This is a genomic window from Nonomuraea maritima (genome assembly GCF_900100395.1).
In the GTDB taxonomy this organism is placed as follows: Bacteria; Actinomycetota; Actinomycetes; order Streptosporangiales; family Streptosporangiaceae; genus Nonomuraea; species Nonomuraea maritima.
Window position 1 is genome coordinate 1 of the sequence record NZ_FNFB01000030.1, and the last position, 13636, is coordinate 13636.

Below are 13636 nucleotides of genomic sequence, written 5' to 3' on the forward strand. Positions count from 1 at the left end.
CCGACTTTTGGGGGCGCCGCCTCTCGTACCAGCTCGATGGCCCGGCGAGTGGCGTGAAGCTCGGCCTCCAACTCGGCGATGCGCCGTTTCGCGGCCGCCAGTTCGGCCTTCTCCCCACTGGTCAGGCCAGGCTCCAGGCCGCGGTCGATGCGGTCTTGCCGCCGCCAGTTGTAGATCGTCTGTGTGCTGATGTCCAGGTCGCAGGCCAGCTCGGTAGCCGTGCGGCCTGCTTCGAGTAAGTCCAGCACCTTACGCCGGAACTCCGGCGGGTAGCCCCGTCGTCCCATGCCACTTTCCTCTCATCAAGTGGCACAAGAATCCAGAAATCCACCTCCACTCAACGCGGGGCACACCAAAGTCTCCATCAATCCCGGCGCAGTTCATCCGTCCAAGGCGCTCACACTGGCTCAGGCGGACGCCGTGCTAAAGGCCGCCGAGGGAACCCGGATGCATGGGTATCTGGTGATGGCCCTGCTCACGGGCGCACGCACCGGGGAACTTCGCGCGCTGACGTGGGATCACGTGGACTTGGAGGGCGTTCCTGACGCTGACCCCGCTGTGCCGCCGCACGTGGCCGTGTGGCGGTCCGTCCGTACCGGTGGAGACACCAAGACCCGGAAGTCCCGGCGGACTCTGGCGCTCCCACAGCGCTGCGTGGAAGCGCTCAAAGCGCAGAAGGCTCAGCAGGAGGAGGACAAGAAGGCGGCAGGGGCGCGATGGACTGACAACGGCCTCGTGTTCGCATCGACCGTGGGCACGCCCCTCGACTCCCACAACGTGCGGCGCGCCTTTCGCGCTGTCATCTCCAAGACCGCCCTCGACCCCGACCAGTGGACGCCCCGAGAGCTGCGGCACAGCTTCGTGTCCCTGCTCTCAGACCAGGGCATCCCACTAGAGGAGATATCTCGGCTGGTAGGTCACAGCAGTACAGCGGTAACCGAACTCGTCTACCGAAAGCAGATACGCCCCGTTCTTCAGGAAGGTGCCGTGGTCATGGACCGCATCTTCAGCGCCTCTTAAAGGGCTGTCACAGCTGTTCAGAGTCGGCTTGCCCTCAGGCCGAGGGAGCCATCCGCAAAGTCGATTGGCCAGGGGATCGGCGGCCTCTAGCATTGCTTGCTATGGCCACTGCGGTATGCCCTCATTGCCGAATCGCTTCGCATTTCATTCGCCAGCACAGTTACAAGATCCACCATGGGGAGCATACCGACGACTATCAGACGGTGGTTATGCACGCGTGCGCCCGCTGCGGAATGCCGCTCGTCGAGGTGTTCGAGGACGATAAGACAATTGGGCGGTGGCCGTCGGCTGCCACAAATCGTTTGCGCTACCCAGATGTTCCTGAAGGCATCACTGACCTAGCGCGGGAAGCCCATGCGTCGTTGGCAGCAGGAGCAACGCGGGCAGCAGTGCTGATGGCGCGAAGCACGGTAGAGGCAGTTGCAAAGGACAAGGGCATCACTAACGGAAGCCTCGTCCATAAGATTGATCAGCTACGCGCCGGGGCGCATATCTCTCCTCTTATTGCCGAAGCAGCTCACGAGATCCGGTTTGCAGGTAACGAGGCCGCACACGGCCCCCTTGACTTGGACCCAGTGAGCAACGAAGACGCCGAAGCAATCACCCGCCTCATGGACAAGATCCTCGAACGCGTCTATCACGAGCCTGCTGAGATCGAGTACATCCGAATGAAGCGAACGCTAGGACCAGCCACCGCGCAAAGACATCCTGACTATGCGCCCGGAGACTTCGGCAGCCTTCCCGAAGCCAGTTGGGTTGACCAGCCAGGGCCACCCTTCTGACTGCTCCAAGGCGTCATAGTCACTCACTTAGACACTCAGAAGCCCTCCGGGATCATCCCGGAGGGCTTCTGGCCTGGAGCCGCCTTCGGGATTCGAACCCGAGACCCCTTCATTACGAGTGAAGTGCTCTGGCCGACTGAGCTAAGGCGGCGTGCATGTGCAGCGGACAAGAGTCTACAGGAGGTGCGGGGGTTCTCGCTCCCGTCGATCGCCCGAATCCTCCCCAACATCGTGCGCTCAGGCCGGCGCGTCCTCACCGTACGTGGCGTCGTACGCCTTGCGAGGTGCGCAGACGCTCGCCTTCGAGCAGGCGCAGCGCCGCCCGCCGTCGTTCAGCCGGACCACCACCGAGTCGGACGGGACGTTGTGCCCCACCACCGTCCCCGCCCCCTGCGGGGTTTCCACAGCGACCCCCACGCGTGGGGCGGAGGCACGGAACTCCTGGTAGAGCGGGTGTTCGTACTTCAAGCAGCACATCAGCCGCCCGCAGGCGCCCGCGATCCGCAGCGGGTTGACCGGAAGGTCCTGGTCCTTGGCCATCCGTACGGAGACCGGCTCGAAGTCCTTCAGGAACGTGGCGCAGCACAGGTCGCGCCCGCAGGGCCCGATGCCGCCCTGCAGCCGCGCCTCGTCGCGCGGGCCGACCTGGCGCAGCTCGACCCGGGCGCGCAAGTTGCGGGCGAGGTCGCGGACGAGGGCACGGAAGTCGACCCGGTGCGGCGCCGAGAAGTACACCGTGTAGACGTTGTCCTGGTCGAGGTAGTCGATGCCGATGACCTTCATCGGCAGCTCGTGCCGTTTGATCAGCCGCTTTGACACGCTCCGGGCCTCGGCCCTGCGGCGTGTGTTGGTCTCGTCGCGGGCGAGGTGCTCCTCGCCCGCGATCCCGGCGCAGATGGGCAGTCCGTCGATGTCCTCGCTGGTCCACTGCGGCGCCCACACGCACTCCGCCACCTCGGGGCCCCAGTCCGTGGGGACGAGCACCTTGTCGCCCACCTTGGGGCTGTGCTCGCCGGGATCGAGGTAGTAGAGCCGCCCGTAACGGGTGAAGCTCACAGCCATGATCATTCCCATGGGCGGGGCTCGCCTCCTGACCGGCCTTCGGGGGTAAGTGTCGGCCTCCTCGCCACACTACGTCGATCAACGCGAAAGCAGCAGGGGGCAGCGGATCAGTTGGCGGTGCCGCATGCCTTGTGGTCCGTCGGAATGACGCCGAAACGGGTGCTCAGGGTCGCGTAGTCGGCCATGCACGGGCGGAAGACGACCTGGGACATTCCCGGCTGTCTCCGCAACTTGGCGAGCACGCGGCTCTCGTCCGCACCTGCCTTGAGGGTGATCTGGAACGACTCCGGCATGTCCCGCACCCTGGTCGCCTCCAGCAACCGCTTGTTGTCCTGGTACGAGCGCCGGAAGTTCTCGTACGCCGTCTCCTGGTCCTCGAAGACGTAGGACTCCACCTCGGGCAGCGCATCGATCAACGCCCGAATGGCCTTCCGCTGGCTTTTCGTCGCCGCCTTGCCTTCCTCGGTGACCATCATGTCGCCGTTGTCGCTTATCTCACGCTTCGCACCGCATTCGGGTATTGCCGTATGGTCCTGACAGAGGAAGGCGCTGATGTCCGCTCCTGTGAAGGTGTCCGGCGCGAAGATGTCTTCCCTCACCACATTCTCGATTCCGGTCATCCCGAGAAGGGACCTATTCAGCCGAACCAGGTCCGCCCCCGGTCTCGTCCGAAGCCGGAACGACGGAGGCAGGTCGGTGAGCTTCACCTCGTCCAGGAACCTCTCGTTGTGGGCGAAGGTCTTGCGGAAGTCCTGGAACGCGGTCACCTGGCTGACAAAAGTCAGCCTCTCGACCTGCGGCAGCCGCCTCAACTCGCCCTCGAGCTCCTTCGTCTGTTCAGGCGTGATGCGGCCGGAGCACCGCGGCGACTCGGACATGCAGAGGAACACGGCCAGCTCCGTCGGAGGCGACGGCGGGTTCGCCACCACCGCTCGGTCCTCCTCCCCGTGGCCGCCCAACCCCGTGACGAGCGCCGTACCGGCCACCACCACACTCACCGCCGCGGTCACGAGCCGCAGGTCGAGACGGAAACGCCGCCGCTCGGGCGCCCGCAGCGGACGCAGCGTGCTGACGTCCAGGCTCGCCCCCGCCTCGGCCAGCGCCCCGCGAAGGCGGTCCTCCACCGGGCTGCTCATGCGTCCTCCCCAAGTGCTCGGGCGAGGGCGGCCAGCCCCCGCGTGATCGTGGACCTGACCGTGCTCGCGCCGATGCCCATGGCGTCGGCGACCTCCTGGTCGGGAAGGTCGAAGTAGTAACGCAGCGTCAGGGCCTCGCGCTGCCGGCGCGGCAGCGCGCGTAGGGCGAGCAGAACCTCGCGCCGCTCCTCGCCCACCAGCGCGGCGCTCTCCGCCGACCCGGCAGGCGGTTCGTACGGCACCCCCCGGCGAAACCCCCTGGCCCGCCGCCGCAGCGTCGACCGGCACCCGTTGAGCACCGAGGAACGCACATAGGCCAGCGCCTTGTCGGCGTCACGGATCCGGGACCGGCCCGCGTGCGTGCGTTCGAACGCCTCCTGGACGATGTCCTCGGCGCTCGCCTGGTCGCCGACCATGAGGAGCGCCAGGCGCACGAGCCCCACGTGGTGCTCGGCGAAGATCGACGCTACGTCGACGCGCTGCCGAGCCAGCGCTTCATGTTGGGTGAGTAGTTCGACTTCCACGTAACAGAGACGCCGCCGAACCTCATCTGCTGCTTCGGGAACTCAGGAACGCAGCGCCAGCATCATCGCCTCGACGGCGATCTGCGGGTTGACGTTGGCCGCCAGGCGTTCGCGGCCCCGCAGGATCGCGTCGATCCGGCGCAGCGTCTCCTCCGGGGTGGACGACCTGGCCAGCTGGTCGAGGTCGAAGCGGAGGTCGTCGTTGGCCAGCTCGACCTCCGCCCCGAGCTGCATCGCCAGCACGTCGCGGTAGAACGACACGAGCTCCAGCAGCGCCGCGTCGAGCGAGTCGCGCTTGAGGCGGGTGGCCCGCGACTTCTGCCGGTCCTCCAGCTCCTTGAGCGCTCCCGCGCCGCCGCGGACGAGGCCGCGGTTGAGTCCCTTGCCCGTCGACCCCTCCCCGTACAGTTTGCGCAGTTCGGACGTCTCGTTCTCGTTGAGCGTGGCGGTGGCGGCGGCCGCTTCCTCCTCGGCCGTCTTCACCAGCCGCTCGGCGGCCGCGATGCACTCGCCGACGCCCGTCAGGGACCGCGGGATGCCCAGCACCGCCTCGCGGCGCTGCCGTACGCCCTCGTCGAGGGCGAGCGCACGGGCCCGCGCGATGTGGCCCTGGGCGGCTCGGGCGGCGAACCTCGCGATGTCCCACGGGACGCTGTCGCGGGTGGCCAGCACGTGGGCGACCGCCTCGGTGGCGGGGGTGGACAGGGTGACCAGCCTGCAGCGCGACCTGATGGTGATCATCAGGTCGTCGGGGGCGGGCGCGCAGAGCAGCCACACCGTACGCGGCGGCGGCTCCTCGATGGCTTTGAGCAGGGCGTTGGCGGCGGCTTCCGTGGCCCGGTCGGCGTCCTCGAACAGGATCACCCGGTACCGGCCCTGCGTGGGCGCCCCGGCTGCGCGCAGGATCAGCTCGCGGGTCTGCTTGACGCCGTAGGACAACCCCTGCGGACGTACGGATTCGAGGTCGGGGTGCGAGCCGACGAGCACCTGGTGGCACTGGTCGCAGTGGCCGCAGCCGCCGTCGGGACACAGCAGCGCCGCTGCGAACGCGCGGGCGGCCTCTTCGCGGCCCGAACCCGGCGGGCCGGTGAACAGCCAGGCGTGCGTCATACCGGCGCCCCGCCCGCCCTCGACGATCTCGCCGGCCGCCGCCGCGGCCCTCGACAGCACGGCTGTCGCCTGGTCCTGCCCGACGAGGTCATCGAAAACCGTCACGAGCCCAAGGCTAGCCGCCGCCGACGCCCACCATGTCCGTACGCCTGACCGATCTTGACCTCGGGCCGGCCGTCTGGACAAAGTGGACACCGGAGGAGGCTTGAGATGAGTGACGTGCTGAGCCGCGTACGGACCGCGCCCGCGACCACCATGGACACGGCCGAGTACGGGGCCGACTTCGCCAAGGAGTTCGAGGCAGCTGCCGGGATCGTGTGGAAACTCGAACGCGCCCAGCATTTCGACGAGGGCGATCTGCCCAGTTATCTGGCGATGCTCGACGGCGACTGGGACCGCGCGATGGAACTGGCTGACGAGATGCGTCCCGGTTTCCGTGCCGACAATCCCGACCGGATGGACTTCCGGCGGATCAGGGTGGTGGCGGAACCGCTCACCCCGTACCTGCGCTGGGAGCTCCCGCTGCTGTCCATGCGCGCCGAGGAAGGCGAGAACAGCCGGGTGGTGCCGGTGTCCGCGGTACGTCCGTACGAAGCCGACGGCCCCGTGCCGGAGCTCGTGCTGTTCAACTCGACTGCGCTGTACGAAGTGCGGTACGACGAGACCGGACGGCACACCGGCGCCCGCAAGATCACCGACCCAGAGATCGTCGAGCCCTGCGTCCCGGTCCTGGAGGCTCTGTTCGATGCAGGCGAGGAACTGCGCGCCTACAGCGCTCGCCTGACCGGCTAGTCGCGGATGGCGGGCATGGTGCCCGTGGCGTCTTCCGTCTCGTGGGGTACGGGGTCGGGCAGGATCTCGCGGATGCGGTCCTGGATCTGCCGGGTGATCACGTCCAGCGGCTGCAGGCCGTCGATCACGAGGTAGCGCTCGGGCGCTCGCGCCGCCAGCGCGCGGAACTCCTTGCGCACCCGTTCGTGGAAGGCCAGCGGCTCGGACTCGATGCGGTCGGCCGCCCCGCCGAGCCGGGTCAGGCCCACCTCGGGCGGCGTGTCGATGAGCACGGTCAGGTGGGGCACCAGCCCGCCGGTCGCCCAAGCGTTGATCTTGGAGACGTCGGCCGGGTCGAGCACGCGCCCCGCGCCCTGGTAGGCCAGCGACGAGTCGACGTAACGGTCGGTCAGCACGAGCGAGCCCCGCTGGAGGGCCGGCCGGATCACCTTCTCGACGTGCTCGGCGCGGTCGGCGGCGTAGAGCAGGGCCTCGGCGCGCGCCGACATGCCGCGCTCGGCGGCGTCGAGCAGAATGGCCCGCAGCCGCATACCGACCTTGGTGGAGCCCGGCTCGCGGGTCTGCACGACGTCGTAGCCCTGGTCGCGCAGCCAGATCGCGATGAGCCGCGACTGCGTGGTCTTGCCGGAGCCCTCGCCGCCCTCGAACGCCACGAACAGACCGGGCACGTGCTCGGGAGCCTCGGTGGGGAACCGCTCGCCGCGCACCGCCGCGATGAGGTCGGCGGTCAGGGGGACGCCCTTGCGGTCGTCCATGTGCCGCAGCGCGAGCACGCCGACGGCCACGGCGAGCGCCCCGCCGATGAGGAGCACCAGGTTGGTGCCGTCGAACCGGTAGGTCAGCCGGCCGAACGCCATCTCGTGCATGCCGAACAGGGCGGCCAGCGGGTTGGCCACGGCCACCACGAGCAGCAGCGTCACCCGCGCCGTCGACTGCAGGAACGAGAACGTACGGCCCCGCAGCGCGTCCTCGACCTCCAGCCCGATCAGCGTGTAACCGATGATCCAGGCGATGCCGGCGCACGCCCCCAGCGCCACGGTCAGCATGACCACGATCACCAGGTTGTGCACGAGCGCGATCGCGACCAGCACGAGGCCGGCCACGGTGATGGCCAGGCCGAACAGCCGCCGCCGCGACAACTCGCTCAGCAGCCGCAGCCCGAAGAACATGCCGAGCGCCATGCCGACGAAGACCGCCCCGAACACCACGCCGTACGCCGCGTCGCCGCCCCCCAGCGCCTCGACGTAGATCTTGGCCACGCCGACCACGGCCCCACCCGCGGCGAACGCGCCCAGCATGCCGATGATCAGCCCGCGGACGAGCCGGTCGCCGCCGACGAACCGCCAGCCCTCGAACACCTGCTTGAGCACGGACGGCGTGGAGACCGCGCCGTCGCGCCGCGGGATGTCGCGCAGGGTGAAGATCAGCACGGCCGAGACGAGGTAGGCACAGGCGTTGACGACCAGCGCCACGGTGGTGGGATCGCGGCCGTCGAGGAACGGCACGAGACCGGTGGCCAGGTCGCCCACCACCGACAGCGCGGCGAACAGCAGGGCCGCGACCGGCGCGGTGCCGTACGTGACGAGGAGGTTGAGCTGGTTGGCCGACTCGAGCTGGTTCTTCGGCACCAGGTTGGGCACCGTCGCGTCTTTCGCCGGCACCCAGAACAGGTTGACGCACTCGACCAGAAGCGTCGCGATGATGACCCACTGGTAGCTGCCCACGAACGGGATCGACAGCACCACCGCGAACCTGGCCACGTCGGCCACGACCATCGTGAGCCGCCGGTCGAACCGGTCGGCGAACACCCCTGCGAGCGGCCCGAGCAGCACGGCGGGCAGCATCTTCGCGACGAAGACGCCGCCGACGGCCAGCGACTGGACGCGGTAGTCACCCTGGGTGAGGTTGCCCGCCAGCGCCGTCAGGGCCAGCAGGTTGAGCCAGTCGCCAAGACTGCACACCGACATGGCCGTCCACAGCCGTCGGAACGGCGCATTGGCCAGCACATGTGTCGGGCGGCTACGGCCAGGGGCAGTCATGATTTCAGCGTATCCAGGAGGAGAGCGAAGACGGGCAGACTAGCGAGAAGCCGGATATTCCCGGCTGCTCGGGGCTGAGGGTATTACGAGATCGACCCGAGGTGCAGGTAACACACCTTGAATAACACCGGAAAAACTTCGTCAAAACATTACTCCGGTCTCTTGTCGCGCCTCTTGCACCAATGGCTCCCACGCCGCGCGGACCTCTTCCGGCAGCGGGAGATCGTCCCACAGCTCGACCAGCAGCACGCCGTCGACGTGAGCGAGCAGCTCGTCGGGCTCGCCCCCGCACAGCAGCGCGGCGTACGCGGCCCGCCGCTCGGCGCGGACGGCGAGATCGTAGACCCGGTCGCCGACGCGCGCGACCCCCAGGGCCGCCGGCACCGGCAGTCGCCACAACCGGCTCGGCACGTGGAAGGCGCGGCCGTCGCGGGTCGCCAGCGTCACGCACTCGACCTTGGCCTCAAGCGTCAACCGGAACCCGGCCGCGTCGAGGATGCGCCCCGCGGTCTCGAGCGTGGGCGACTTGCGGCCGTGTTCGTACGCCGACAGCGTCGTGCGCGACGTGCCGCTCACGCTGGCCAGAGCCTTCTGGTTGAGGCTCGCGGCACGCCTGGCCCGCCTCAGCAGCAGCCCGCCGTGCCTGGCCCAGTGGGCGACGTCGTCACGCAACGCCTGCTCCATGGGCGACGGAACCATGTCGCACCTCCTGAAAGTATCCGGACGGATACTACGCCAGGATGGCGTCCCGTGACCACTCGATTACCTGAAGTCAGCTGCGCAGTTCAACCAGGGTGATCTCGGGCGGCGCGCCCACCCGCACCGGCGGGCCCCAGAATCCCGCGCCCCTGGTCACGTACACCTGCGTGTCGCCGAACCGGGCGAGACCCGAGACCACCGGCTGCTGCAGCCCCACGACCAGGTTGAACGGCGCGATCTGACCGCCGTGGGTGTGGCCGGACAACTGCAGGTCGACGCCGTGCCTGGCGGCCTCGGTCACCTGGATCGGCTGGTGGGCCAGCAGCACCGACGAGCGGCTGGTGTCGCGCCCGCCGAGCGCCTTGGCGAAGTCGGGCGGCTCGCCCGCGGAGGCCCCGCCGACGTCGTTGACCCCGGCCAGGTCGAGCACGGCGCCCTGGTGCCTGATCTCCACCCGCTCGTTCCGCAACGAGCGAACACCCAGCTCCCCCAGCTCCTCGATCCACTCCCCCGGGCCCGCCGGGTCGAAGTACTCGTGGTTGCCGGTCACGAAGAAGGCCCCGTAACGCGACTCGAGGTGCTTCAGCGGCTGCGCCAGCGGCCCGAGCCGGGCCACCGAGCCGTCGACCAGGTCGCCCACGATCGCGACCACGTCGGCCTCCAGGCCGTTGATCATGCGGACGATGCGTTCGGTGTGCCCGATGCCCGTGAGCGGCCCCAGATGGATGTCGCTCACCACGGCGAACCGCAGCCCGCTCAGCCGCTGGTCGAGCTTCGGCAGCGTGACCCCGACCCGCTCGACCACGGGATCGCCCAGCGCGGTCGTGACGCCGTACCCGACCGTGCCTGCCGCCCCGACCCCTGCGACCACGGCGACGGTTCGCGCGAGGAGAAGGCGCCGGTCGGGCGAAGCGGGCTCGCCGCGATCGGCAGCCTCCACCGACGCGGGCGCGGGCTCAACCACCGGATCGGAGGCGGGCGCCGAGAGGGCGGGCACCGCGACAGGCTCGCGCGCCCGTTCGCGCCGCAGGAACGCCCCCACGACCGCACGCGGGATCTCCAGCACCACCAGGATCACGACGAGGTAGAACATCACCGCGATCCAGAGGTAGCCCGGCCAGGCCACCCAGCTCTCCAGCCCCAGCCTGGCGCCCAGGAACGTCGCCATGAGCGCGGCCAGCATGAGCACGAGAACCAAGGTCATCGCCCTGCGCAGGCGCCCCTGGCCGGTCGTCTGGCGCACCAGCCGCCACCACAGATAGGCGTGCCCGAGCAGGACACCGGCTAAGAAGATCAGGACGAACACACGTCAGATGCTACTTACGATTTGGACGCCGGCTTCTTCGCCGTCGTCTTTTTCGCCGGCGCCTTCCTCGTCGTGGTCTTCTTCGCCGCGGGAGCCTTCTCGCGCCGCTCGGCCAGCAGTTCGGCCGCCCGCTGGATGGTGATCTCCTCCACCGTGTCGCCCTTGCGCAGCGACGCGTTGGTCTCACCGTCGGTGACGTACGGGCCGAACCGCCCCTCCTTCACCACCACGGGCTTCTGCGAGACCGGGTCGTTGCCCAGCTCACGCAGCGGCGCGGCCGCCGCGGCGCGCCGCCCGCGCTGCTTGGGCTGCGCGAACAGCTCCTTCGCCTGCTCGATGGTGACCGTGAGCAGGTCTTCCTCGGACGCCAGCGACCGGGAGTCGGTGCCCTTCTTCAGGTACGGGCCGAACTTCCCGTTGTGCGCGACGACCTCGACACCCTCCAGCTCGCCCACGACCCTCGGGATCGCCAGCAGCTTGAGCGCGTCGTCGAGCGTGACGGTGTCGAGCGACATCGTCTTGAACAGCGAACTCGTCCGCGGCTTGGCGGCGTCGGCCTTCTTGGTGCGCTTCTTCGGCGTCTCCTCGGCCGGCGGCTCGGGCAGGATCTCGGTCACATAAGGCCCGAACCGACCGTCCTTGGCCACGATCATGTGGCCGGTCACCGGGTCGTGCCCGAGCTCGCGGTCGCCCGTCGGCCGCGAGAACAGCTCCTCGGCCTTCTCCGCCGTCAACTCGTCGGGCGTCATGTCCTCGGGCACGTTGACCCTGGCGCCGTCGCGGTCGAGGTAGGGGCCGTAACGCCCGACCCTGATGACGATGTCGGTGCCCTTGATCGGGAAGGAGCTGATCTCCCTGGCGTCGATGTCGCCGAGGTCGGTGACCATCTCCTTGAGACCTTCGTCACCGTCGGCGCCGTAGTAGAACCGCTGCAGCTCCGGCACCCGCTCGGCCCGGTCGTTGGCGATGTCGTCGAGCACCTTCTCCATATCGGCGGTGAAGTCGTAGTCGACCAGGTTGCCGAAATGCTGCTCGAGCAGGTTGACCACGGCGAACGCCAGGAACGACGGCACCAGCGCCGTGCCCTTCTTGAACACGTAACCACGGTCGAGGATCGTGCCGATGATCGAGGCGTACGTCGAAGGACGCCCGATCTCGCGGTCTTCCAGCTCCTTGACCAGCGACGCCTCGGTGTAGCGCGCGGGCGGCTTCGTCGAGTGGCCCGCCACGTCGAGCCGCGTCACGCTGAGCGTGTCGCCCTCGGCCAGGTTGGGCAGCCGCTTCTCGGCGTCGTCGCGGTCGCTCGCCGGGTCGTCGGCCCCCTCGACGTACGCCTTCAGGAACCCGTAGAACGTGATCGTCCGGCCGGACGCGCTGAACTCGACCTCTTCGCCCGTGGCGGACCGGCCGCCGACCTTCACCGAGATCGACTCGCCGACCGCGTCCTTCATCTGCGACGACACCGTACGCTGCCAGATCAGCTCGTACAGCCGGAACCGGTCACCGGTCAGGCCGGTCTCGCCGGGCGTGCGGAACTCCTCGCCCGAGGGGCGGATCGCCTCGTGCGCCTCCTGCGCGCTCTTGACCTTGCTGGTGTAGACGCGCGGCTTGTCGGGCACGTACGCGGCGCCGTACAGCTTGATGGCCTGCGAGCGCGCGGCGGCGATGGCGGTCTCCGACAGCGTGATGCTGTCGGTACGCATGTAGGTGATGAAGCCTTCCTCGTAGAGGCGCTGCGCCACCTGCATCGTGTACTTCGCGGAGAACCCCAGCTTGCGGCTGGCCTCCTGCTGCAGCGTGGTCGTCCGGAACGGCGCGTACGGCTTGCGCGTGTACGGCTTGCGCTCGACGGACCTGACCGCGAACGACGCCCCCTGCAACCGGCCGGCCAGCTCGGCGGCGGCGGCCTCGGACAGGTGGAGCACGTCGGCGCTCTTCAGCTGACCCGTGCTGGCGAAGTCGCGGCCCTGCGCCACCCGCCTGCCGTCGACGCCGGTCAGCGTGGCGGTGAAGTCGCGCGGCCGCTCCTCGGTCTTGCCGGTGTCGAACAGCGCCTGAAGGTCCCAGTAGTGGGCCGAGGTGAACGCCATGCGCTCGCGCTCGCGCTCCACCACCAGCCGCGTCGCCACCGACTGCACGCGGCCGGCCGACAGCCGCGGCTTGACCTTCTTCCACAGGACGGGGCTGACCTCGTAGCCGTAGAGCCGGTCGAGGATGCGCCGGGTCTCCTGGGCGTCGACGAGGCGGAGGTTGAGGTCGCGCGGGTTGGCCACGGCGTCCCTGATCGCCTGCGGGGTGATCTCGTGGAACACCATGCGGTGCACCGGGACCTTCGGCTTGAGCACCTCGCGCAGGTGCCAGGCGATGGCCTCGCCCTCGCGGTCCTCGTCAGTCGCGAGGTAGAGCTCGTCGGCATCCTTCAGCAGCTGCCGCAGCTTGGCGACCTGGGACTTCTTGTCCGGATTGACCACGTACAGCGGCTCGAACTCGTGCTCGACATTGACCCCGAGGCGCGCCCATGGCGCTCCCTTGTACTTCTCGGGGATGTCGTCGGCCTTCTCCGGCAGGTCACGGATGTGACCGATGCTGGACTCCACCGTGTAGCCCGCACCGAGGTATTTTTCGATCGTCTTCGCCTTGGCGGGCGACTCGACGATCACCAGGCGTGTTCCGCCGGTGCTGCCGTTGTTGGCTGGCACGCTGCTTCCTACCTCACTGTTCGCTTGCAATCCCCCTGCCGGGAGTCGGCACAGACTGAAAGGTAACCCGACTCGCGGAATTTTCCTTCCCCCGGGGCTACCCACTAGCTTCCGGGTCCACCCACAAGCACGCAGAATAAGGCCCATCGAGCGGCATAGCGCCCTGACTCACCCTGGAGACTAATCGTTGTGCTCGACTACTCCTACATGGATATCTTCATTCCGCGCGACCTCACTCGCGAAGCAGCACGTCAGCTGCTGACCGAACACGCAGAGTACGGTCAGTGGGAGCTCGCGCGCGTGCGGGTCCACCCCGACGGTAGCCGTCACGTGCGGCTGCGCCGCAAAGTCATGCGCGTCCGCCGCACTCTCTGAGTGCGGGCATGGCTTCGCCCGCCCCGGGCCGCGCCCCCGGAACGGGCAAAGCGTTCAGCGCTGCTCGCTCACTGAGCGTGAGCGGGAGCCGT

13 protein-coding genes and 1 tRNA gene are annotated in these 13636 nt (G+C 68.6%); 4 read left to right on the forward strand and 10 right to left on the reverse strand.

Annotation, left to right across the window (positions count from 1 at the left end; genetic code table 11):
• Nucleotides 1-287, reverse strand: a 287-nt coding sequence (locus BLR04_RS40080) for a transposase (RefSeq protein WP_143022318.1), incomplete at its 3' end; no start/stop codon positions are given.
• A gap of 19 nt (nt 288-306) precedes the next feature.
• On the opposite strand from BLR04_RS40080, the gene BLR04_RS32220 reads away from it, so the two are divergent.
• Both BLR04_RS32220 and BLR04_RS32225 read left to right on the forward strand, forming a co-directional pair.
• Nucleotides 307-1020 (forward strand): site-specific integrase, encoded by a 714-nt coding sequence (locus tag BLR04_RS32220; RefSeq protein WP_245740782.1) that lies wholly within the window; start codon nt 307-309, stop codon nt 1018-1020.
• 101 nt (nt 1021-1121) lie between these two features.
• On the forward strand, nt 1122-1802 hold the full coding sequence (locus BLR04_RS32225; RefSeq protein ID WP_090772436.1) for a DUF4145 domain-containing protein: 681 nt from the start codon (nt 1122-1124) through the stop codon (nt 1800-1802).
• Between the two features lie 74 nt (nt 1803-1876).
• On the opposite strand, the gene BLR04_RS32230 is transcribed toward BLR04_RS32225, so the two are convergent.
• The 5 genes from BLR04_RS32230 to BLR04_RS32250 form a co-directional block, all read right to left on the reverse strand.
• Nucleotides 1877-1953, reverse strand: a tRNA-Thr gene (locus tag BLR04_RS32230).
• A gap of 86 nt (nt 1954-2039) precedes the next feature.
• The gene (locus BLR04_RS32235; RefSeq protein WP_090772438.1) at nt 2040-2870 is read right to left on the reverse strand and encodes a PSP1 domain-containing protein; all 831 of its coding nucleotides are present in this window, start codon (nt 2868-2870) and stop codon (nt 2040-2042) included.
• 101 nt (nt 2871-2971) lie between these two features.
• On the reverse strand, nt 2972-3874 hold the full coding sequence (locus tag BLR04_RS32240) for a permease-like cell division protein FtsX (protein WP_143022319.1): 903 nt from the start codon (nt 3872-3874) through the stop codon (nt 2972-2974).
• A 122-nt stretch (nt 3875-3996) separates the two neighbouring features.
• Entirely contained in the window at nt 3997-4524 is a 528-nt protein-coding gene (locus tag BLR04_RS32245) for a SigE family RNA polymerase sigma factor (protein WP_143022320.1), read from the reverse strand.
• A 42-nt stretch (nt 4525-4566) separates the two neighbouring features.
• Complete coding sequence (locus BLR04_RS32250) at nt 4567-5739, reverse strand: DNA polymerase III subunit delta' (protein WP_090772442.1); 1173 nt, start codon at nt 5737-5739, stop codon at nt 4567-4569.
• A 105-nt stretch (nt 5740-5844) separates the two neighbouring features.
• Between BLR04_RS32250 and BLR04_RS32255 the strand changes: the two genes are divergently transcribed.
• On the forward strand, nt 5845-6426 hold the full coding sequence (locus BLR04_RS32255) for a DUF6879 family protein (RefSeq protein ID WP_090772444.1): 582 nt from the start codon (nt 5845-5847) through the stop codon (nt 6424-6426).
• Here the strand turns inward: BLR04_RS32255 and tmk are convergent.
• The 4 genes from tmk to topA form a co-directional block, all read right to left on the reverse strand.
• The gene (gene tmk, locus BLR04_RS32260; protein WP_090772445.1) at nt 6423-8465 is read right to left on the reverse strand and encodes a dTMP kinase; all 2043 of its coding nucleotides are present in this window, start codon (nt 8463-8465) and stop codon (nt 6423-6425) included. The genes BLR04_RS32255 and tmk overlap by 4 nt on opposite strands.
• 141 nt (nt 8466-8606) lie before the next feature.
• The gene (locus tag BLR04_RS32265) at nt 8607-9164 is read right to left on the reverse strand and encodes a helix-turn-helix transcriptional regulator (RefSeq protein ID WP_245740784.1); all 558 of its coding nucleotides are present in this window, start codon (nt 9162-9164) and stop codon (nt 8607-8609) included.
• A 73-nt stretch (nt 9165-9237) separates the two neighbouring features.
• Complete coding sequence (locus BLR04_RS32270) at nt 9238-10470, reverse strand: metallophosphoesterase (RefSeq protein WP_218129249.1); 1233 nt, start codon at nt 10468-10470, stop codon at nt 9238-9240.
• A gap of 14 nt (nt 10471-10484) precedes the next feature.
• On the reverse strand, nt 10485-13169 hold the full coding sequence (gene topA, locus BLR04_RS32275; RefSeq protein WP_090772447.1) for a type I DNA topoisomerase: 2685 nt from the start codon (nt 13167-13169) through the stop codon (nt 10485-10487).
• Nucleotides 13170-13358: 189 nt separating this feature from the next.
• Between topA and BLR04_RS32280 the strand changes: the two genes are divergently transcribed.
• Nucleotides 13359-13544: a DUF5703 family protein gene (locus tag BLR04_RS32280; protein WP_090772450.1), complete on the forward strand. Its 186-nt coding sequence runs from the start codon at nt 13359-13361 to the stop codon at nt 13542-13544.
• Nucleotides 13545-13636 lie beyond the last annotated feature (92 nt).